The 19,249-nt window shown below is 61.0% G+C and carries 20 protein-coding genes; 11 read left to right on the forward strand and 9 right to left on the reverse strand.

Translation table 11 applies throughout. From position 1 onward, the window contains the following. Window positions 1-24: 24 nt before the first annotated feature. From nth to O3300_RS23810, 3 genes are read right to left on the reverse strand one after another with little or no spacing between them, the layout of a single operon-like run. A complete protein-coding gene (gene nth / locus O3300_RS23800) occupies window positions 25-672 on the reverse strand; it encodes an endonuclease III (RefSeq protein ID WP_034782448.1) in 648 nt (215 codons plus the stop codon). Next, window positions 669-1,400, reverse strand: a complete 732-nt coding sequence (rsxB, locus tag O3300_RS23805; RefSeq protein ID WP_305054309.1) for an electron transport complex subunit RsxB — start codon at window positions 1,398-1,400, stop codon at window positions 669-671. Before rsxB ends, nth begins: the two co-directional genes overlap by 4 nt. Before the next feature lie 19 nt (window positions 1,401-1,419). Next, complete coding sequence (locus tag O3300_RS23810) at window positions 1,420-1,719, reverse strand: hypothetical protein (protein ID WP_251349780.1); 300 nt, start codon at window positions 1,717-1,719, stop codon at window positions 1,420-1,422. A 43-nt stretch (window positions 1,720-1,762) separates the two neighbouring features. Here O3300_RS23810 and O3300_RS23815 point away from each other — a divergent pair, with 43 nt between their 5' ends. The 3 genes from O3300_RS23815 to O3300_RS23825 all read left to right on the forward strand — a co-directional run bounded on the left by O3300_RS23815 (window position 1,763) and on the right by O3300_RS23825 (window position 5,923). Further along, the gene (locus O3300_RS23815; protein ID WP_099665327.1) at window positions 1,763-2,503 is read left to right on the forward strand and encodes an ABC transporter substrate-binding protein; all 741 of its coding nucleotides are present in this window, start codon (window positions 1,763-1,765) and stop codon (window positions 2,501-2,503) included. A 129-nt stretch (window positions 2,504-2,632) separates the two neighbouring features. After that, window positions 2,633-5,197, forward strand: coding sequence for a TonB-dependent siderophore receptor (locus tag O3300_RS23820; protein ID WP_305054310.1), 2,565 nt, complete (start codon window positions 2,633-2,635; stop codon window positions 5,195-5,197). Window positions 5,198-5,239: 42 nt separating this feature from the next. Next, window positions 5,240-5,923 carry a DOPA 4,5-dioxygenase family protein gene (locus tag O3300_RS23825; protein WP_305054311.1) on the forward strand — a complete coding sequence of 228 codons (684 nt, stop codon included), beginning with the start codon at window positions 5,240-5,242 and terminating at the stop codon, window positions 5,921-5,923. Between the two features lie 66 nt (window positions 5,924-5,989). Here O3300_RS23825 and O3300_RS23830 read toward each other — a convergent pair whose 3' ends face one another. The 4 genes from O3300_RS23830 to O3300_RS23845 all read right to left on the reverse strand — a co-directional run bounded on the left by O3300_RS23830 (window position 5,990) and on the right by O3300_RS23845 (window position 9,917). Next, window positions 5,990-7,210 carry a polyhydroxyalkanoate depolymerase gene (locus O3300_RS23830; RefSeq protein WP_077400193.1) on the reverse strand — a complete coding sequence of 407 codons (1,221 nt, stop codon included), beginning with the start codon at window positions 7,208-7,210 and terminating at the stop codon, window positions 5,990-5,992. A gap of 275 nt (window positions 7,211-7,485) precedes the next feature. Then, window positions 7,486-7,809 (reverse strand): ferredoxin FdxA, encoded by a 324-nt coding sequence (fdxA, locus tag O3300_RS23835; protein ID WP_010395176.1) that lies wholly within the window; start codon window positions 7,807-7,809, stop codon window positions 7,486-7,488. Window positions 7,810-8,141: 332 nt separating this feature from the next. Beyond that, entirely contained in the window at window positions 8,142-8,429 is a 288-nt protein-coding gene (locus O3300_RS23840) for a protealysin inhibitor emfourin (RefSeq protein WP_077400196.1), read from the reverse strand. Window positions 8,430-8,519: 90 nt separating this feature from the next. Continuing rightward, window positions 8,520-9,917 carry a hypothetical protein gene (locus O3300_RS23845; protein ID WP_305054312.1) on the reverse strand — a complete coding sequence of 466 codons (1,398 nt, stop codon included), beginning with the start codon at window positions 9,915-9,917 and terminating at the stop codon, window positions 8,520-8,522. Window positions 9,918-10,117: 200 nt separating this feature from the next. Between O3300_RS23845 and O3300_RS23850 the strand changes: the two genes are divergently transcribed. The 4 genes from O3300_RS23850 to proX all read left to right on the forward strand — a co-directional run bounded on the left by O3300_RS23850 (window position 10,118) and on the right by proX (window position 14,375). Continuing rightward, the gene (locus O3300_RS23850) at window positions 10,118-10,402 is read left to right on the forward strand and encodes a polyhydroxyalkanoic acid system family protein (RefSeq protein ID WP_099665323.1); all 285 of its coding nucleotides are present in this window, start codon (window positions 10,118-10,120) and stop codon (window positions 10,400-10,402) included. Between the two features lie 572 nt (window positions 10,403-10,974). Then, entirely contained in the window at window positions 10,975-12,207 is a 1,233-nt protein-coding gene (gene proV, locus O3300_RS23855; RefSeq protein ID WP_099668215.1) for a glycine betaine/L-proline ABC transporter ATP-binding protein ProV, read from the forward strand. Continuing rightward, window positions 12,204-13,307, forward strand: coding sequence for a glycine betaine/L-proline ABC transporter permease ProW (gene proW / locus O3300_RS23860; RefSeq protein WP_289906358.1), 1,104 nt, complete (start codon window positions 12,204-12,206; stop codon window positions 13,305-13,307). Before proV ends, proW begins: the two co-directional genes overlap by 4 nt. Window positions 13,308-13,316: 9 nt before the next feature. Next, entirely contained in the window at window positions 13,317-14,375 is a 1,059-nt protein-coding gene (gene proX / locus O3300_RS23865) for a glycine betaine/L-proline ABC transporter substrate-binding protein ProX (protein ID WP_305054313.1), read from the forward strand. A gap of 138 nt (window positions 14,376-14,513) precedes the next feature. On the opposite strand, the gene O3300_RS23870 is transcribed toward proX, so the two are convergent. Both O3300_RS23870 and O3300_RS23875 read right to left on the reverse strand, forming a co-directional pair. Next, complete coding sequence (locus O3300_RS23870; RefSeq protein ID WP_034782468.1) at window positions 14,514-14,768, reverse strand: acyl-CoA-binding protein; 255 nt, start codon at window positions 14,766-14,768, stop codon at window positions 14,514-14,516. A 199-nt stretch (window positions 14,769-14,967) separates the two neighbouring features. After that, window positions 14,968-15,324, reverse strand: a complete 357-nt coding sequence (locus tag O3300_RS23875; RefSeq protein ID WP_034782471.1) for an FKBP-type peptidyl-prolyl cis-trans isomerase — start codon at window positions 15,322-15,324, stop codon at window positions 14,968-14,970. Window positions 15,325-15,521: 197 nt separating this feature from the next. Here O3300_RS23875 and O3300_RS23880 point away from each other — a divergent pair, with 197 nt between their 5' ends. The 4 genes from O3300_RS23880 (at window position 15,522) to O3300_RS23895 (ending at window position 19,234) form a co-directional block, all read left to right on the forward strand. Beyond that, window positions 15,522-16,493, forward strand: a complete 972-nt coding sequence (locus tag O3300_RS23880) for a beta-propeller fold lactonase family protein (RefSeq protein WP_034760259.1) — start codon at window positions 15,522-15,524, stop codon at window positions 16,491-16,493. 70 nt (window positions 16,494-16,563) lie between these two features. Next, the gene (locus tag O3300_RS23885) at window positions 16,564-17,370 is read left to right on the forward strand and encodes a polysaccharide deacetylase family protein (protein ID WP_305054519.1); all 807 of its coding nucleotides are present in this window, start codon (window positions 16,564-16,566) and stop codon (window positions 17,368-17,370) included. After that, window positions 17,367-18,407 (forward strand): sterol desaturase family protein, encoded by a 1,041-nt coding sequence (locus O3300_RS23890; RefSeq protein WP_099665320.1) that lies wholly within the window; start codon window positions 17,367-17,369, stop codon window positions 18,405-18,407. The genes O3300_RS23885 and O3300_RS23890 overlap by 4 nt, the downstream gene beginning before the upstream one ends. Beyond that, window positions 18,407-19,234 (forward strand): EI24 domain-containing protein, encoded by an 828-nt coding sequence (locus tag O3300_RS23895; protein WP_099665319.1) that lies wholly within the window; start codon window positions 18,407-18,409, stop codon window positions 19,232-19,234. Before O3300_RS23890 ends, O3300_RS23895 begins: the two co-directional genes overlap by 1 nt. Window positions 19,235-19,249 lie beyond the last annotated feature (15 nt).

The raw sequence follows: 19,249 nt of genomic DNA on the forward strand, positions 1-19,249 counted from the left end.
GTCGCCGTTCGTAAAGGTGTGTTGTCAGACCACGGCCGGCATCGGCGACTTGTCCTTGTAATCGCACAGGTCGGCAATCATGCAGTTCCAGCATTGGGGCTTGCGCGCCGTGCACGTGTAGCGGCCGTGCAGGATGAGCCAGTGGTGGGCGTCGTGCAGGAATTCCTTGGGGATGAATTTCAGCAGTTTTTGCTCGACGATATCGACATTCTTGCCCGGCGCGATGCCGGTGCGGTTCGAGACGCGGAAGATATGCGTGTCCACGGCCATCGTCGGTTCGCCAAACGCCGTGTTCATGACCACGTTCGCCGTCTTGCGGCCCACGCCGGGCAAGGCTTCCAGCGAGGCGCGGTCGCGCGGCACTTCGCCGCCGTGCTGCTCGAGCAGGATCTGGCAGGTGGCGATGACGTTCTTCGCCTTGGTGCGGAACAGGCCGATGGTGCGGATGTAGCTGGCCAGCTCGTCCACGCCCAGGGCCAGTATCGTGGCTGGCGTATTGGCGACCGGATACAGCAAGCGGGTCGCCTTGTTGACGGACACGTCCGTCGCCTGTGCCGACAGCAGCACGGCGATCAGCAGCTCGAACGGCGTCGTGTAGTCGAGTTCCGTTTTCGGGGAAGGATTGGCGGCGCGAAAGCGCGTAAAGATTTCCAGGCGTTTGGCGGCGTTCATGCGTCTTTTTTCGGGGTGGTGGGGGCTGGCTGGGGGGTATCCGTGCTGGCGGCAGCGGCCTTGGCGCGCGCGCGCTCCATGGCCGCGGCGATGATGGCGCTCTTGCGTTCCTTTTCCGCCTGTTCATCGGGCGTGACGGGCACTTCCTGCGTCACTTCGCGCATCTTGGCGACGGCCTTGGCGGCCAGGCGCGCTTCGTTTTCCTCCGTTTCGCGGCGCAGGCGCTGCGTGCGGAAATCGTGGCGCGCGCGCGCGTCGTCTGCTTCTGTCTGGCTCCAGGCATCCCAGCCCGTGGCGTCGCCGCTGACCGGGTACATGACGATGCAGTCGACGGGGCAGGGCGCCACGCACAAGTCGCAACCCGTGCACAGGCTTGTCACCACCGTATGCATCTGCTTGGCGGCGCCGACGATGGCGTCCACCGGGCAAGCCTGGATGCACAGGGTACAGCCGATACACAGCGATTCGTCGATATAGGCGACAGATCGCGGACGTTCGAGGCCGTTGACGGGATTGAGCGGGATGACTTTTTTGCCCAGCAAGCCGGCCAGGCGCACGATGCCTTGCGCACCGCCCGGTGGGCACTGGTTGATGTCGGCGCTGCCGGCGGCAATCGCTTCCGCATACGGGCGGCAACCGTTGTAGCCGCATTTGGTGCATTGCGTTTGCGGCAGCAAGTCTTCGATCTGGTCGGCAAGTGAGGGAGGGGCAGGGTGCGGCACGGTCATCTTCCACGGTAAAACGCCATTATCGGCCATCCGGCGCGCGCACAAGTAAAAACCTGTTGCGCAAGAGGGGATAGCCGGCGGCATGACAGCCTGTTGCAGGCGCGCCGCAATCGTATTTTATTTCCCCTGGGAATGTCAAAGTGCAAATAAACAACTTTGCAATTTCTTTTTTTTGTGGGAGCATGATTTTTATCAAACCAGTGATCAAAAAAGCCGACCGCCAGTCCTGTTGCCGCGCCTGCATTGCAAGGTGCGCCAGGCCATAGGAGCCAAACATGCGTTTCCTCCGGACAGTTGGTTTGCCCTTCTGTTTGTTCATGCACTCTGCACTTGCCCTTGCACACGGGCAGGCTAGTTCCCCCATGGCGGCGCCGGGCGCTGCCAGTTCGCGCATCGTCCGCTTCGCGGCGGAAGACTGGCCGCCTTTTATTTCCCGCAGCCTGCCGGCCGACGGCATGTCGGGCGCCATGGTCAGCGCCGTTTTCGAGCGTCTCGGCTATACGGTCAAGTATGACTATTTTCCCTGGAAGCGCGCCATGCAGTTTGGCTTGGCCAGTTCCCGCTATGCCGGGTTTCTGGCCGTGTGGCGCACGCCGGAACGGGAAAAACTCTGCCACTTTTCTGTTCCGGTTGGTAACACGCAGGGTGTGCTGGCCTACCTGAAGGAGGACGGCGTGCCTGGCGCCAGCCTCGCCGACCTGGGCAAGCTGCGCATCGGCACCGTGGCCGGCTACTCGAATGGGGAACAGTTCGATGGCATGGTGGCGCGTGGCGAGCTGAAGACGGAAGAGGGTTTGAACGACGCGACGAATCTGAAGAAACTGTTCATCAAGCGTTACCGCGTGATCGTCATCGAGCGCCATGTCCTGCAGCACTTGTTGATGGGGCGCAACTTCAGCAAGGCCGAGCGCGAACGCATCGCCGTCATCGATACCGTCTTCAAGGAGCGTCCCGTGCATGTGTGCTTCCAGCGCGATGCCGGGGGGGCGGCGTGGCAAAAACGCTTCAACGAGGCGGCGCGCGATATCGATACGGCCCGGCTGGAACGCGATTACTGGAAGCGGCTCGACCAGAGCCTGGCGACCGCCCCGGCGACTCCCTGACACGGCGTGCCGCCGCTGTTGTTAGTTGCCAAAACGAAATATCTAAATACGAAACCATTCGTTCTTGTTTGTTTGTCCATCCTTTAGTCTGCAGCCACTGTGTTGACGACTTTGAAAGGATGTTTTCGTATGCTGGAACCGATTCACAAGCATGACCCCGCCCCGCGTTTGCAGCAACTGGCGCACGCCGTCTCCGTGGCCGTACTGCTGCTGGGGGCGCCTGGCGTGCTCCACGCGCAGGCCGCGCCGGATGGCGCTGGCGCACTGGCCGCCGCGCCGTATGACACCGTCATCGTCACGGGCGCGCGCGGCACGGGCCGCACGGTGGCCAACAGCGCCGCCCCCATCGACGTGATCAGCGCGCAGCAATTGCAGGCCACGGGCAAGCTGAACTTGCTCGATGCGCTGGATACGGCCTTGCCGTCGTTCAACTTGCCGGCCCGCGTGCAGCCGGACCTGGGCAGCATCGTGCGTGCCGGTCAATTGCGCAACCTCGACCCGTCGCATACCCTGGTATTGGTCAATGGCAAGCGCCGGCATACGACGGCCATCGTCAACGAGGATGGTTTTCCCGGTTCCGTCGCCACCGACCTGGCCCTGATACCCACGGGCGCCATTGCCCGTGTGGAAATCCTGCGCGATGGCGCCTCGGCCATCTACGGTTCCGACGCCATCGCCGGCGTCATCAACATCATCCTGAAAGCGGATGACAAGGGCAGCTTCAGCACGCAACTCGGCTCCACCTACGACGGCGACGGCACGAACGGTTCCGTGCGCATCGATGGCGGCACGCGCCTGGGCGAACACGGCTTTGCCCACTTCGGCGCCGAAGTCCAGCGCCAGGGCATCGCCGTGCGCAATTTCGGACTGAATCCCGGCTATCTGTCGTATCCGGCCGTGCGCAACAGCGATGGCCAGCTGGTGAAATTGGGGCCGAATAACAGCTTGCCGGCCGGCGCCTCGCCGAACCCGGCAGAAGCAAGCCGCAACAGCAATCCGTGGCGCAATACGGGCGTGCCGCAAAGCACGACCGCTTCGCTCAGCGCCAACTTCGGCTATGACGTGTCGAACGAGGTGCAACTGTATGGCTTTGGCACGTATGCGCACCGCAATGCCCGCTCGGCGCAGAATTTCCGTCTGCCCAATACCATTTTTAATAACAACAAAGGCTTGCTGTCCGTGTATCCCGACGGCTTCACGCCGTATGAAACGACGAGCGAAAACGATTTTTCCCTGACGGGCGGCGTCAAGGGCGAGACGGCGGGCTGGAACTGGGATATCAGCAGTACTTACGGACGCGACGATATCGACGTGGGCGTGGAAAACTCGGCCAATTATTCGCTGAGCTATCCAGGTGGCAAGACGGATTTCACCATCGGCAATCAGCGCTACAGCCGCTCGACCACCAACGCCGACGCGCGCCGTCCCGTGCCGCTGGGCTTGAGCGAGCCGGCCGACCTGAGCGTCGGTCTCGAGTATTCGCATGAAACGCAGCAACGCAGTCCGGGCGAACCCGCTTCCTGGCAGGGCAGTGGCTCATCGGCGCTGGCCGGCTACCTGCCCGTCGACGCCTCGGACACGGCGCGCCACAGCTATGCGGCGTATGTCGGCCTGGGCGCGAAACTGACGCCGCAATTGCTGCTCGACACGGCACTGCGCGCCGAGAAATATTCCGATTTCGGCAGCAAGACGACGGGCCGTTTGTCCGCCCGCTATGACGTCACGCCCACGGTGGCCGTACGCGGCACCGTCAGCAATGGTTTCCATGCGCCGAGCTTGGTGACGCAATCGTATTCGAACACCTCCGACCATGCGGGTGTGCCGTATACCCTGGCGCAGCCGAACTCGGCCGCAGCGCGGGCACTGGGTGCGCAAGCGCTGAAACCGGAAAAATCGACGAATCTGTCGGCCGGGCTGACCTTCAATCCTACGCCTACCCTGCGCCTGGCCGTTGACGCGTATCAAATCAAGGTCCGCGACCGCCTGGGCGTGTCGTCGAACATCGGCATCGACCGCAGCTCGGGCGTGGCGCTCGACGGCAGCGGCCGGCCACTGACGGCGGCGCAAGCGAGCGTGATCGAAAACCTGCTGCGCTCGGCGGGTTTGACGGTGGGCAATGGCCTCGTCGCGCATTACTTTGCCAACGTGGGCGACACGCGCACGCGCGGCATCGATTTGACGGCCGAGGATGTCTTGCGCCTGGCCGACGGCAAGTTGCGCTGGACGGCGGCCGCGAATATCAACCACACGAGCCTGGTCGGCAAGGCGGCCTTGCCGACGGTGCTGCAAGGCTTGCCGAATATCGGCACCCTGAGTAAATCGGCCGAGTACGACTTGCTGTACCGGGCGCCGCGCGACAAGGAAATCGTCACCCTGGCGTATGAAAAGGCGGGCTGGACGTTCAACGTGCGCGAGACGCGCTACGGCAAGCTCAAGCGCCTGAACGCCATCACGGGCGGCGATTACCAACTGAAGGCCGCCTTCGTGACGGATGTCAGCGTCGGCTACGACATCAGCAAGCGCATCAACGTGACGGTGGGCGCCAACAATGTCTTCGACCAGAAACCGGGCCAGGTGCCGCGGGACGCGCGCAGCGCCGCGAATCTGGCGCAGTACACGGGCGCGTACGACAACTCGGGACCGTTGGGCGTACTGGGCGGTTATTACTATGCCCGCGCCACCGTTCACTTTTGATCTGCCTTCTCTCCATATTTATCATCAAGAACAGGAAATCCTATGTCAGACAATACTCAACACGCGGCCATCGACCTGGAATGGGCCAATCTCCTCTCGCCGCAGCGCCGCACGGTCTTGCGCGGCGGGGGACTCGTGGCGGCATTGGCCGCTTCGGGCCTGGCCGGCACGGCCCTGGCGCAGGATGGCGCCGTCAAACGCGCCAAACCTGCACCGGGCAAAAGCCCGTGGGGCGAGCATACGGACACGGCGCCCACGCCGCGCCCCGTCAGCGTGCGGCCCGGCGAGGAAACCTTGCCGGCAAAGCCACGTGCCTACACGGATATCGAGAGTTATCACGCGCATATCTATTTTGACGAAGACAGTTACCAAAAGGCGGCGCTGATACGCAAGTGGGCGGCCGAGCGTTTCCAGATCGAACTGGGCGACTGGAACCTGGAGCCGCGCGGCCCGCACGTGACGCCGTCGTTTTACTTTGGCTTCACGAATGACTTGCTGCCCGTCATCGTGCCGTGGCTGCAACTCAATAGCCTGGGCCTGACGATACTGATCCACCCGAACACGGAAGATCCGCGCGCCGACCATTTGTATTACGCGCTGTGGGTGAACCGCTCGCAGCCCGTGAATGGCTATGCGATGAAGAAGCCGGGGCCGGGCGAGCCGCGAGTCGAGCAAATCTTTGTCAATACGCGCCCGACGGTGAAGGTCGAAACGTCACGCGCATGAGCGGGGCATAAAAAAAACGGCACGCCAGGGTAGCCTGGCGTGCCGTTTTGCCTGAAATACTGCGGATCAGGAATGTTTCTGGATGAATTCGCCGATTTTCGGGCAAATGATTTCGCGCCAGCGGCGGCCCGAGAAAATGCCATAATGGCCACATTTTGGCGCCACGAAATCCTGCTGCATCTCGGCAGGGATGCCGGAACACAGGTCATGCGCCGCCTGCGTCTGGCCGGCGCCGGAAATGTCGTCCAGCTCGCCTTCTACGGTGAACAGCGCCACATTCGTGATGTCTTGCGGACGCACCAGCTGGCCGCCCACTTTCCACGTGCCCATCGGCAGGCTGAATTCCTGGAAAACCGTTTTAATGGTTTCCAGGTAGTACTCGGCCGGCATGTCCAGCACGGCGTTGTACTCGTTGTAGAACTGGCGATGGCCTTCCGCCGGCTCGTCGTCGCCCGTCACCAGGTGCATGTAGAACTCGCGGTGGCTTTGCGCGTGACGGCCCGGGTTCATGGCGATGAAGCCGGCGTGCTGCAGGAAGCCCGGATACACCTTGCGGCCAAAACCTGGGTAGTTCGGCGGCACCGCGTAGATCACGGTGTTTTCAAACCACGAGAATTTCTTTTCCGTCGCCAGGTTGTTCACTTGCGTGGGTGAACGGCGCGGGTCGATCGGGCCGCCCATCATCGTCATGGTTTTCGGCATGTGCGGATCTTTGGCCGTCGCCATCAGCGAGATGGCAGCCAGCACGGGCACGGTCGGTTGACAGACGGAAATGACGTGCAAGTCAGGCGCCAGCAGGCGGATGAATTCCTGCACATAATAAATGTAGTCGTCCAGGTGGAACGGGCCCTCCGTCAGCGGTACCATGCGCGCGTCCGTCCAGTCGGTGATGTAGACATCGTGCTCGGCCAGCAAGCCGCGCACGGTATCGCGCAGCAGGGTCGAGTGGTGACCGGACAGGGGGGCAACCAGCAAAACTTTGGGCTGTTGCAAGCCAGTGGCTTCTTTTTTGAAGTGAATCAGGCGGCAAAACGGTTTTGTCACGACAACGTGTTCGCGGATGTCGACGTTCTCGCCTTGGACGAGAACGGATTTGATGTCGAATTGTGGTTTTTCGTAGTCTTTGCCAAGGCGGTACATCAGCTCGTAGCCGGCTGCGATGCGTTGCGAAAACGGGGTGTGGGCCAGTGGAGAAACCGGGTTGGTAAATAACTTGGAGGACATGTCTGCCCATTGCATCACCGGAGTGAGGAAGGAGCGTTGCAGTTCGTGCAGTTGGTAAAGCATATATAGTCCTTGTTTAATTCCAAGCGCCAATATCGGCTCAAATATCATAATCCAATTTTACGATATTTGTTGAGGACAAAATGTGCATTACCGCGCATAGGTCCACAGTTTGCGCTTTGGTGTGACAGCGCGCCACACTTGCGTGGATAGACCTGCAACGATGCTCTAAAAGCAAAAAAAGCAGCGTTTCCGCTGCTTTTTGTACATTTTTTCACCGCCACGCCCCTGCGGAGAACAGTGTCTCCGCCGGAAACGCCGCGGCAAGTGCCGTGCGCTTAGCGCACCAGCATGTCGAGCTTGTCCTTGACGTCCTTGTATTGCTCGGCTTCCGGCAAGGCAGCCTTCGTCTTGGTGATCGAAGGCCAGTTACGGGCCAGGTCGACGTTGATCTTGATGAAGGCTTGCTGGTCGCCCGGCACGTCTTCTTCCGCGAAAATCGCGTTCACCGGGCACTCTGCCACGCAGACTGCGCAGTCAATACATTCGTCCGGATCGATTGCCAGGAAGTTCGGGCCTTCCCGGAAACAATCTACCGGGCAGACATCGACGCAGTCGGTATAGCGACAGGCGATGCAGGATTCGGTGACAACGTGGGTCATAACAGTCCTATCAATTTGGGGGGAGGTGCTGTAGCGCCTGCAGGAACCTCGGCGGCGCATACTAAAGCAAAGCATTGTATTTTAAGGCAATTCGCTATTTCTCACAAATCCCGCTTATATACAATACATATAAGCAAATTCATTTTTTGGCAGCGCCGTTGCCGCGCAGAGCGTGCAATTCAGCGACTATCCGGGACGTTACCATGAAGAACGCGGCAAGAAAGCGACAGTCGCCCGATGCTGCAGGGAGCAGGACGGGCGAGGCGGGCGCTCGCCGTGTGGTGTTTTTGTTTTACCCAAATCAAGATCGGTAAAAATAAGTGCCGGAACAATCAGGCGCTGGCGCGTATTTGCGTCAGCAACTGTTGCCAACGTGCATTTTCAGCACTGCCATCTTCGGCAAACGTGATGGTGCGGCGCGCGGCCGGTGCCTCGACGGTGATTTGCCAATGGGGAATATCGGCGCCCACCTGTTCGCCCGTGCCCTGCGGGTGCGTGAAAAAACCGCTGCTGGCCAGTGCCGCTTCCAGCCCGGGGCCGGCCGGGTGGGCTTGCGTATCGATGTCGTACTGTTCGCTCAGGCCGGCAAAGCCGCCGCTGCTGCGGGCTGAAATTTTCATGCTGCTCCTTCTTGGGGACGGTGGTGGTGGTGATGATGCGGCATGCCATCGCCTGCGGCTGACCGCTGGCGGGCTTGCGGCGCGGGGCGCTTACCGGGGGGCGTAACTGCGGCACCAGGCCGCCAGTGCTTCGCGCTCCGCTTCCAGCAATTGATCCGATTCGCTGTATTCCGCATGGTTCATGGTACCGCAGCAGGCGCGCCTGTCTTGCACGGCGCCCGCTTCGTCGATGACATCGGGGGCAAAGGTCATTTGTCCATCCTCCGTCATGGCATTGTCCTTGAGCACTTCGCGCACGGTAAAGCTGTTGCGGATGAAATCGAGGTAGCTGGTAAAGCCGTCGGCTTGCGCCAGGGTCAGCATATGACCGGCCACGTCGGCGTACGTGGCCGCCTGGTCGGGGGACGCCACCAGGGCGCGCAAGACCAGGCTGCGCAGGTAGTCGCCGCAACGGTGCAGCACGGCCGCGTCATCTTCCAGCTGGGGCTGGCGTTCGTGGGCAAAGATGTCGGCCAGGATGTCGTAGATAGCGCCTGTAAACACTTGCGAGATGGCGTGCACTTCCGTGCCGGCCTCCGACAATTTGATGTCGTTATCGGCATTGCGCAAGCCGTTCGGCCGGCCCAGCGCCAGGCCGAACTGTTCCGCCAGGTCGGCCAGGAAGGTTTTGTCGTGCAGGTCGGACTTGGTTTGCGCGATCACGGCCTCGACCTGGTCCAGCTGCGACAGGGCCAGGAAGATGGCCGTCAGGTCGCCGAACGATTCGTGCAAGCCGCCCGTCTGCGGTGGATTATTGTTGAGCAGCCAATTCGGCTTGAGGCCATCGAGGATGGCGTGCCCGGTTTCATGCGAGACGATGTCGAGCGAGCGGCAGGTGTAGACGCGCTCGGTGGCGCCGCTGGGAATGAAGTCGCCGAACTTGAGGGCCTTGTCGCTGCGGCTGTAATAGGCATTCATAACATTGGGCAAGCCGTGCGGGAACACGCGCAGCGGTGCCGTGTTGCTGGCGCTATTCCATTGCCAGGGCAGGGGCGGCGCCGTGTTGTTGCTGGCCATCGCGCGCTGGTACATGGTGAGCGTCATGCGCACGATGGCAAAGGTGTGCACGGCGTCGAACTGGTCGGTGTTGGGCGAGACGATGAAGTCGCCAAAGGCGTTCGGGCTGACCTGGGCGATGCCCGGCTCGCCAAAGGTGATGCGTGCGTCGCGCGGACCTTGCAGTATCAGGCCGGGCAGGAAGGCCTTGCGCGTGCCCAGCTCGCTCACGGACGGGTCTTGCTTCCAGATCAGCACGCGCGAACCGACGGGAACGGCGGCCAGGTTGCGGACCGCGGCGTCCGTCAGGCGGGGCGGACCCGGCTGCAGAGTCAGTTGCGCATTCTTGCGGTGCAGGCGGTAGGGCGCCGAGGGGGTAGGGACGTAGCCGACAGGCAAGGACACGCATTTGGTCAGCACGGCTTCGACCGGCACGATGACTTTCTGGTCCATGGTAGCTCTCCAAGACACTCGCAACTGGAATGGAGATAGTCGGCCTGCTTCGGTGGTTGCGGTTTGATGCGGCGCAAGTGCGGCGCAAGAAAGCGCGGTTTTTTCCGTGTGCCGCCGTTCCCCATGGCTGCGGCTGCCGCGTGGCGGCTGGTATGATGCTGGCCGTATGGCACCCGTTTTTATAATAAAAGGATCGTTTGATGGCGGATATAAATATAGTTCAGCAACATAAGCTGACAGCAGCAAAGGCGCGCGAAGCGGCGCAGCAAGTGGCCGACAAGCTGGCCCAGGAATATGACCTGGCCTGCGCCTGGGATGGCGATGTGCTGCGCTTCGAGCGCAGCGGCGTCGATGGTTCGCTGACCCTGGAAAAAGAGCAGGCGCAACTGCAAATCAAGCTGGGCTTCATGCTCAGCGCCTTCGCTTCCACGATTGAAGGCAAGATCGCCGAAAAGATGCGCAAGGTGTTTACCGAGCCAGTTTGATCCGCTTGTCTGGCGCCATGTTTGGTGCTAGAAAACGCGTCGCAGCGATGGGCGAAAAGACGATGAAAACACGTCGCTTTTCGCCTTTTTCACGTCTGACTGTACGCTGGCGAACATTGCTAGCACATTTCTATTTGGAAAGCCATTGGACTTTGGCGGCTTTTTGCGTTATACTTGAGTCATATTTACAACAGCTACACCGCGTTTCACCATCTGCTTCGCAGTACTCCCCACTCGCTGAGTGGTGAATAATTCATTGGGTTTTACACCCGCATCCAGTTAAAAGTAGCTTGGTCGATTTTTTTTCGGTCAAATACATTTGGTGCCATGTATTTGCATGGCGCTAGCGTTGTTAAAAGTCCTGAACCACAGCCTCTTTTAGCACGCACACGGCACCCCGGCACCGGCTTTGGCCATCCGCTGGTCACATGCGTGTCACCCCCTGTTTCCTGTCGCTCCCGTGCGCTTTTGCGCCGTGGCGTAGCCGACGCAACAGGGTTTGCTGATTCCCGCCGCAAGCTGGCAGCTTGCTGGGTTTCATTCCATTCGTCAAATCGAGGGAGAACCACATCGTGGCAAAACAAATTATTATCGACCATGTGTTCAAAGTGTTCGGCGACAAGCCAGAAGAAGCACTTGAACTCGTCCATCAGGGCGCCAGCAAGCAGGATATCCTGGCCCAGACCGACTGCACCATCGGCGTTTTCGACGCCACCTTTACCATTGAAGCGGGCGAGATCTTCGTCATCATGGGCCTGTCCGGTTCGGGCAAGTCGACCCTGGTGCGCATGCTGAACCGCCTGATCGAGCCGACCGCCGGCCGCATCTTGATCGACGGCAACGACATCAATACCTTGCCGGACGCCCAGCTGCGCGCCCTGCGCCGCAAGGACATCAGCATGGTGTTCCAGTCGTTCGCGCTGCTGCCGCAAATTACCGTGCTCGACAACACTGCCTTCGGCATGGAACTGGCCGGCATGCCCAAGGCCGAGCGCCATGCGCTGGCCCAGCAAGCGCTGGAACAAGTGGGCCTGGACGGCTACGGCGCCAGCTATCCCGACGAATTGTCGGGCGGCATGCAGCAGCGCGTGGGCCTGGCCCGTGCGCTGGCCTGCGATCCATCGATTCTGTTGATGGATGAAGCGTTTTCCGCGCTCGATCCGATTATCCGTACGGAAATGCAATCGGAACTGCTGCGCTTGCAGCAAATCAAGCGCCGCACCATCGTCTTCATTTCGCATGACCTCGACGAAGCCATGCGCATCGGCGACCGCGTTGCCATCATGAAAGACGGCCACGTGGTGCAAGTGGGCACGCCGGAAGAAATCCTGCGCAAGCCTGCCAACGATTACGTGCGCAACTTCGTGCGCGGCGTCGATGCGGCGGCTGTCTTCAAGGCCAGCGATATCGCCCGCAAGAGCCAGATCGTCGTGTCCGAGTCGCCGAGCCGCGGCTCGCGCGCCGCGCTGTCGATGCTGGAAGAGCAGGATCGCGCGTTTGCCTACGTCGTCAATCCGCAGCGCAAGTTTCTCGGCGTCGTCTCGGCCGATTCGCTGCGCAGTGCGCTCGACGGCCATGTCGGTCCGCTGGGCCTGGCGCATGCCTATCTGCCCGACGTGCAGACCATCAATGCAGATGAGCCAGTCGCCGGCCTGTTCGGCCAGGTGGCGCAACTGCCTTACGCCGTCCCTGTGGTGGCCAATGACGGCAGCTTCCGCGGCGCCATCAGCAAGACAACCTTGCTGAAGTTCCTCGACCGCGACACGCCAGCCATAGCCGAACAACAACAGAAAGGACAAGCATGAACCCAAGCACCGTTTCCGCAGTAGAACCTGTTGTTGAACAGGCCGCTCAAATCAATCCCTGGGCGCTGACGCCGCCTACCGACGCCAGCACCGCCTGGCTGGACGCCGCCGCGCCTGCCGTGCAGCCGGAACATGCGTCCGGCTTTCACCTGACGCAGATTTTCGACGGCTCGCTGCCGCTGGAAAGCTGGATCAACCAGGGCCTGGGCTGGGTCGTCGCGCATTTCCGTCCCTTCTTCCAGGCCGTGCGCGCGCCGATCGACAGTGTGCTGTCCGGCGTGGAAGGCGTGCTGCTGGCCGCCCCGTCGCTGACGGTGATCGCCATCATCGGCTTGCTGGCTTGGCAATTTACCAGCCGCACCCTGGCCATCGGCACCGTGCTGGCGCTGCTGGTGGTGTCGATGCTGGGCATCTGGCCGGAAGCCATGACGACCCTGTCGCTGGTCTTGACGTCGCTGGCGTTCTGCCTGGCCATCGGCTTGCCGTTGGGCATCTTCCTTGCCAGCAGCGACCGCGCACAGAATATCCTGCGCCCCCTGCTGGATGCCATGCAGACGACGCCCGCGTTTGTCTACCTAGTGCCCGTGGTAATGCTGTTTGGTATCGGTAATGCGCCTGGCGTGATCGTGACGATCATCTTTGCCCTGCCGCCGCTGGTGCGTCTGACCAACCTCGGCATCCGCCAGGTGCGTCCCGACCTGATCGAAGCGGCCCGCGCCTATGGCGCCTCGCCGTGGCAGTTGCTGACCCGCGTGCAATTCCCGCTGGCCATGCCATCGATCATGGCCGGTATCAACCAGTCGCTGATGCTGTCGCTGTCGATGGTCGTGATCGCCTCGATGATCGCCGTCGGCGGCTTGGGCCAGATGGTATTGCGCGGCATCGGCCGCCTGGACATGGGCCTGGCCACCGTGGGCGGCCTGGGCATCGTGCTGCTGGCCATCACCCTGGACCGCTTGACGCAAGCGATGGGCCAGCCACGCCGCGGCGTGCGCCACTGGTACCAGACGGGTCCTGCCGGTTTCGTGCTGCGCCTGGTGCGCGGCAATGCGGAGAAAAATAATGTTGAACAGCAAGTAACGCTGGCCAACGCACAATAAAGGATACACATGCATCAAATCGACAATTTCAAAGTGACGCAAAAATCGCAACGCAAGTTCCAGCTGTTTTCCGCCCTGGCGATCGCCGCCATGGCCCTGACCACCAGCCTGGCCATGGCGCAGACGCCGGCCGCCGCTGCCGATGCGCTGCCCGGCAAGGGCGTCAAGGTGCAACCGCTGCAAAGCTCGATCGCGGAAGAAACCTTCCAGACCATGCTGGTCGACAAGGCCCTGGAAAAGCTGGGCTACGAAGTGCAGCCCATCAAGGAAGTGGAATATCCGACGGCGCATATCGCCATTGCCAACGGTGACGCCACCTTCATGGCCGTGCACTGGGACCCGATGCACAAGGATTTCTATAACAATGCGGGCGGCGACGCCAAGCTGTCGCGCACGGGCCAGTATGCGGGGCCTGCCGCGCAAGGTTATCTGATCGACAAGGTGACGGCGGAAAAGTACAACATCACGAATATCGACCAGTTGCGCGATCCCAACCTGGCCAAGCTGTTCGACCATGATGGCGATGGCAAGGCCGACTTGACCGGTTGCAACCCCGGCTGGGGCTGCGAAGCGCTGATCGAGAACCACATGGATGCGTATAAATTGCGCAAGACGGTGACCCACGTGCAGGGCAGCTATGCGGCCCTGATCGCCGACACCCTGGGCCGCTACAAGCGTGGCGAACCGATCCTGTATTACACGTGGACGCCGTACTGGGTCAGCGGCGTGCTGGTGCCGGGCAAGGACGTGGTCTGGCTGAAAGTGCCGTTCTCGGCCAATCCGGACAAGGTGAATACCCGCCTCGACGATGGCAGCGACTACGGCTTTGCCGTCAACACGGCGCGCATCGTGTCGAACAAGGCCTGGGCGGAGAAGAATCCGGCCGCGGCCAAGCTGTTCGAAGTGATGCAATTGCCCGTGGCGGACATCAATGCGCAGAACGAGCGCATGCGCCGCGGCGAAAACACGCAAGCCGATATCGCCCGTCATACGGCTGGCTGGATCAAGTTCCACCAGCAGACGTTTGACGGCTGGATCGCGCAAGCGCTGGCGGCGGCGAAAAAGTAAGTTTGCGGCTGAGACAGGCGTAAAAAAAGTGGCTACCGATTTGGTAGCCACTTTTGCATTTTCAGCCTGTTTTTGTGGTTTTTGGTGAGTTTTCAGCCGTTTTCGGCCCATTTCTCTGCAAAACAGGCGTTTTCAGGTTTAATCCTTCAAGTCTTCGATCAGGTCGATGTATTGCTGTTGCGCCTCTTCCTTCGAGGTGCCGGCCAGGGCCGCCCAGGCGTCGAACTTGGCGCGGTTGACGAAATCGGTCATGCCAGGACGCTCGCCCGTGGCGTCGCCGCTCGACGCTTGCTTGAACAAGGCGTAGATTTTCAACAAGGTCATATTGTCCGGACGCTCGGACAGGGTCTTGGAATCGAGCTGCGCTTGTTCGAATTGCTCTTGTAAACTCATGATGGCTCCTGTGTGCTGATGGAATCGCTGGAAAAGTGCGGCAGGCCCGGCGGAGTGGCCACCGTGCGTGCTGCAGTGCCTGACATCATAGTGAAAAAAGCGCGCCGTGCATTAGAGGACACACTCAAAACAAAAACGCCGCCGCTGAGTGAACAGGGGCGGCGTCGGTACAGTCGCTTGAGCGCTGCGGAGTCGGTGCTTATACGCCCAGCAGTTCGACGTCGAAAATCAGGGTGGCGTTCGGAGGAATCACGCCGCCGGCGCCGCGTGCGCCATAGCCCAGTGCTGCCGGGATGATCAGCTGGCGCTTGCCGCCCACTTTCATGCCTTGCACGCCTTCGTCCCAGCCTTGAATGACGCGGCCGGCACCCAGCGGGAATTCGAATGGATCGTTGCGGTCCTTGCTCGAGTCAAATTTCGCGCCGGCGCTGCCGTCGTCGTTTTGCAGCCAGCCCGTGTAATGCACGACAACATTGTTGCCGGCTTGCGCTTCAGCGCCTTCGCCAACGGTGGTGTCGATGTATTGCAGGCCGGAAGCGGTAGTGGTGGTGGTCATGATTATCCTTGTGTAGGCGATGAAAGCTTCAGATTGTAGAGCAATGAGTTGCAAAGCGCCATTCCAGGCCTGGCACGGGGAAAAAACGGAAATTACGGCGATGTGTGGCTGCCGGCAGCATTTAAGGGGGGATTTCACACAATAAATACAGTGTTCCACGTAAAATGCATGTTTTGTATTTAACAGTGATTTTTGCCATGTTCCGCAGTCTACGCCGCCTTGTTTTTTCCTCGCTGTGCCTGGTTTCCGCAATATCGACGGCGCAAGCCGAAGTGGTGGTGGTGCTCAATTCCCGTGATGCTACGGTGCAACTGCTGGACCAGAAAACCTATGCTCCCCTGTCCACCTTTGCCGTCGGCAAGGAACCGCACCATCTGATGGAAACGCCGGACGGCAAGTCGCTGATCGTCGCCAGTTCCGTCGGCAACGAGCTGATCTTCCTCGACCCTGTGTCGGGCCAGATCCAGCGCCGCATCAGCAACATCCTCGACCCGTACCAGATCGGCTTTTCGCCGGACCAGAAATGGTTCATCTCGAACTCCTTGCGCCTGGACCGCATCGACCTGTACCGCTACGACGGCAAGAACCTGACCCTGGCCAAGCGCATCCCGCTGCCAAAACTGCCCAGCCACATGGCGTTCACGGCCGACAGCACCATGGCTTTCATTACGCAGCAGGGCAGCAACCAGGTCAGCGCCATCGACCTGGCCACGCAAACGGTGAAATGGACCATGCCTGTCGGCCCGGCGCCGGCCGGCATCACGATGACGCCCGATGGCAAGCATTTGCTGGTGGGCATCATGGGCAGCGATTACGTGGAAGTGATCGACTGGCGCACGCAAAAGACCGTCAAGCGCATCAAGGCGGGCGCCGGCACGCACAATTTCCGCGCGCTGGGCGACAACCGCATGACGTTTGTCTCGAACCGCGTGTCGAACACCATTAACATCATCGACCAGCAAACCCTGGAAAACGTGGGCACCATCAATGTGCCGGGCGGCCCCGATTGCATGGAAATCACGCCGGACGGCAAGACCATGTGGGTAACGTTGCGCTGGATCAAGAAAGTGGCCGTGATCGACCTTACCACGCGCAAGGTGATCAAGACCATCCCGGTGGGCCGCTCGCCCCATGGCGTGTACTTCGCCACCCACTCGCCGCGCATGTGATGAGCCGGTGATGATGAAACGCTTCATTTTCGCGGGCCACGCGCCCGCCATGCTGCTGTGCGCCAACGCCATGCTGTCGCCCGCGCATGCCGCCACACCTGCTGCCGTACCTGCCGCCGTATCTGCTGCCCCAGCCGCATCTCCAGCTGCATCTTTAGCGCCAGCCGCCTGCAAGGGCACCATCTACATGACGTTTGACACGGGCAGCCAGTCGCAAGCGCAGCTGATCGCCGACGTGCTGAATAAACGCCATGTGAAGGCAACCTTCTTCCTGGCCAATGAAAAGACCACGCGCGGCGACTATTCGCTCGATGCCTCGTGGGCGCCGTACTGGAAAGCCCGCGTGGCCGAAGGCCATGCGTTTGGCACGCATACGTTTGACCACGTGTACTGGAAGAAGGATCTGGCCAACGGCTTGATCCAGGTCAAGCCCCAGTTCGGCAAGGATGGCGGCAAGCTGGCGTCATTCACGGATCAGCAGTTCTGCGAAGAATTGCGCCGCGTCGATACGCGCTTCCAGGAGCTGACCGGGCGCAAGCTCGACCCGTTCTGGCGCGCGCCGGGCGGCTACACGTCGCCGCGCACCCTGGCGGCCGGCAGCGCCTGCGGCTACCAGCACGCGGGCTGGGCGCCGGCCGGCTATTCGGGCGATGAATTACCCAGCGATAAGTATCCAAACGCCACGCTGCTGAAGAAAGCCCTGGCGAACTTGCGCAGCGGCGATATTTTCATTGCGCACATGGGCATCTGGTCGCGCAAGGATGCATGGGCACCGGCCAACCTGGACGCCTTGATTTCCGGCCTGCAAGACAAAGGTTTCTGCTTTGCCACCCTGCGCGAGCACCCTGCCTATGCGCAGAAGAAGGGCCAGCCATGATCGCCGCCGACATCGTCAGCTTCGTTACGCCCGTCATCGATGCTGTGGTCGACGCCTTTGGCGCGGCGCAAGGATGGCTGTTCCAGACGGTGGTGAACCCGCTCGTATATCACCTGGGCTTTGGCGAATTCACGGAAGAAGCGTTCGAGGGCACGGAGTGGCTGCTGATCGGCCTGTGCGAACTGGTGCTGCTGTTTCTCGTGCTGCGTCCGCTCGAAGCCTTGATTCCCGCGCAAAAGATGACGGACCCGCGCGCCCGCTGGAACGATTTTATCTATACGGTGCTGCACCGCATCGGCCTGTTTTCCGTCGTGGTGTTCTTCACGCTCGATCCGCTGATGGATGCACTGGCAGGCGCCTTGCGCTTCGACAATATTCATCCATTGAACCTGGAATCGCTGTTGCCCGGCATCAGCCCCTTACTCAGTTTTATCATTTATTTTGTGATACTGGACTTCGTCGATTATTGCTACCACCGGGCCTCGCACCATTTCGGCTGGTGGTGGGGCTTGCACAGCCTGCATCACAGCCAGCAAAACATGAATTTGTGGAGCGATGACCGCAATCACTTGCTCGATGACTTCCTGCGCGACGTGGTGATGGCGCTGGTGGCGCTCGGCATTGGCGTGCCGCCGGGCCAGTATGTGCTGCTGGTGTCGATTTCGCGCATTTTGCAAAGCTTGCAGCATGCGAATGTGAGGATACACTTCGGTCGCATCGGCGAGCGGCTCTTGATCTCGCCCCGTTTCCACCGCACGCATCACGCGATCGGCGTGGGGCACGAGTCGAAAGGCAAGGGCAGCATGGGTGGTTGCAACTTCGGCGTGGTCTTGCCGATTTGGGATATGCTGCTGGGCACCGCGAATTTCTCGGCGGGCTATGCGCGCACGGGCGTGCGCGACCAGCTGGCCCGCATCGACAGCAACGGTGTCGGCCGGCCGGGGCGCAACTATGGCCGCGGTTTCTGGCAGCAGCAATGGCTGGGCCTGCGTCGCATGGTGGAATTTGCAAGAATTAAACGAAAAGGACGCCGTTGATGCGTAATGTGTTGAATTCGTATGGCCGTGCTTTCCTGTCGCAATTGCATGGCAGGATACTGCTGCTGAGCGTGGCGCCGTTCATCCTGTCGCTGGTGCTGTGGGGCGGCTTGCTGTACGTGGGCTTGCAGCCGCTGATCGACAGCCTGCATGCGCTGTTCACGCAGTACGATTTCTTCCGCACCAGCGGCCAGGTGCTGACCACTTTCGGCCTGGGCGTGCTGAAAGCCGTGATCGTGCCGCTGATCGCCATGTTCATGCTGCTGCCGCTGATGATCCTGACGGCGCTGATCTTCATGGGCCTGTTCGCCATGCCGGCCATCGGCCGCCATATCGGCGGGCGGCACTTTCCGCAACTGGAAAAGAAGCATGGCGGCAGCCTGCTGGGCAGCGTCGGTACTTCGCTGGCCACGTTTTTACTCTTTATCGTCGCCTGGGTCATCCTGCTGCCCCTGTACGCGTTTCCGCCGGCCGCCCTGGCGGGGCAAGCCGTGCTGTGGGGCTGGCTGACCTACCGCGTGATGGCGTACGACGCCATGGCCGACTACGCCAGCGTGGACGAGCGCCACGCCATCATGCGCACGCAGCGCTGGCCCCTGCTGGCCATCGGCATGGTGTCCGGCGCGGCCGGCGCCGTGCCGGGCTTGCTGTGGATGGGCGGCGCGATGTCGGTGGTGTTCTTCCCCTTCCTGGCGGCGTTCGCCATCTGGCTGTATGTGCTGATCTTCATCTTTACGGGGCTGTGGTTCCAGTATTACTGCCTGGAAGCACTGTCGCGTTTGCGGGGCGTACGCGGCATGACCGACGTGGCGCCAGCGGACGCTTGAGTATTTTTATCGAAT

Source organism: Janthinobacterium sp. SUN206 (genome assembly GCF_030587305.1).
Classification (GTDB): Bacteria; Pseudomonadota; Gammaproteobacteria; order Burkholderiales; family Burkholderiaceae_D; genus Janthinobacterium; species Janthinobacterium kumbetense.

What these genes read in the sequence shown, in the direction of transcription:
- O3300_RS23840 (WP_077400196.1), bottom strand. Translation starts at nt 8,429, where the DNA reads ATGAAAATTTCAGCCCGCAGCAGCGGCGGCTTTGCCGGCCTGAGCGAA.
- O3300_RS23845 (WP_305054312.1), bottom strand. Translation starts at nt 9,917, where the DNA reads ATGGACCAGAAAGTCATCGTGCCGGTCGAAGCCGTGCTGACCAAATGC.
- proW (WP_289906358.1), top strand. Translation starts at nt 12,204, where the DNA reads ATGAACCCAAGCACCGTTTCCGCAGTAGAACCTGTTGTTGAACAGGCC.
- O3300_RS23815 (WP_099665327.1), top strand. Translation starts at nt 1,763, where the DNA reads ATGGCGGCGCCGGGCGCTGCCAGTTCGCGCATCGTCCGCTTCGCGGCG.
- O3300_RS23870 (WP_034782468.1), bottom strand. Translation starts at nt 14,768, where the DNA reads ATGAGTTTACAAGAGCAATTCGAACAAGCGCAGCTCGATTCCAAGACC.
- O3300_RS23895 (WP_099665319.1), top strand. Translation starts at nt 18,407, where the DNA reads ATGCGTAATGTGTTGAATTCGTATGGCCGTGCTTTCCTGTCGCAATTG.
- O3300_RS23825 (WP_305054311.1), top strand. Translation starts at nt 5,240, where the DNA reads ATGTCAGACAATACTCAACACGCGGCCATCGACCTGGAATGGGCCAAT.
- proX (WP_305054313.1), top strand. Translation starts at nt 13,317, where the DNA reads ATGCATCAAATCGACAATTTCAAAGTGACGCAAAAATCGCAACGCAAG.
- rsxB (WP_305054309.1), bottom strand. Translation starts at nt 1,400, where the DNA reads ATGACCGTGCCGCACCCTGCCCCTCCCTCACTTGCCGACCAGATCGAA.
- nth (WP_034782448.1), bottom strand. Translation starts at nt 672, where the DNA reads ATGAACGCCGCCAAACGCCTGGAAATCTTTACGCGCTTTCGCGCCGCC.
- O3300_RS23885 (WP_305054519.1), top strand. Translation starts at nt 16,564, where the DNA reads ATGCTGTCGCCCGCGCATGCCGCCACACCTGCTGCCGTACCTGCCGCC.
- O3300_RS23830 (WP_077400193.1), bottom strand. Translation starts at nt 7,210, where the DNA reads ATGCTTTACCAACTGCACGAACTGCAACGCTCCTTCCTCACTCCGGTG.
- O3300_RS23880 (WP_034760259.1), top strand. Translation starts at nt 15,522, where the DNA reads ATGTTCCGCAGTCTACGCCGCCTTGTTTTTTCCTCGCTGTGCCTGGTT.
- O3300_RS23875 (WP_034782471.1), bottom strand. Translation starts at nt 15,324, where the DNA reads ATGACCACCACCACTACCGCTTCCGGCCTGCAATACATCGACACCACC.
- O3300_RS23890 (WP_099665320.1), top strand. Translation starts at nt 17,367, where the DNA reads ATGATCGCCGCCGACATCGTCAGCTTCGTTACGCCCGTCATCGATGCT.
- O3300_RS23850 (WP_099665323.1), top strand. Translation starts at nt 10,118, where the DNA reads ATGGCGGATATAAATATAGTTCAGCAACATAAGCTGACAGCAGCAAAG.
- O3300_RS23820 (WP_305054310.1), top strand. Translation starts at nt 2,633, where the DNA reads ATGCTGGAACCGATTCACAAGCATGACCCCGCCCCGCGTTTGCAGCAA.
- fdxA (WP_010395176.1), bottom strand. Translation starts at nt 7,809, where the DNA reads ATGACCCACGTTGTCACCGAATCCTGCATCGCCTGTCGCTATACCGAC.
- O3300_RS23810 (WP_251349780.1), bottom strand. Translation starts at nt 1,719, where the DNA reads ATGAACAAACAGAAGGGCAAACCAACTGTCCGGAGGAAACGCATGTTT.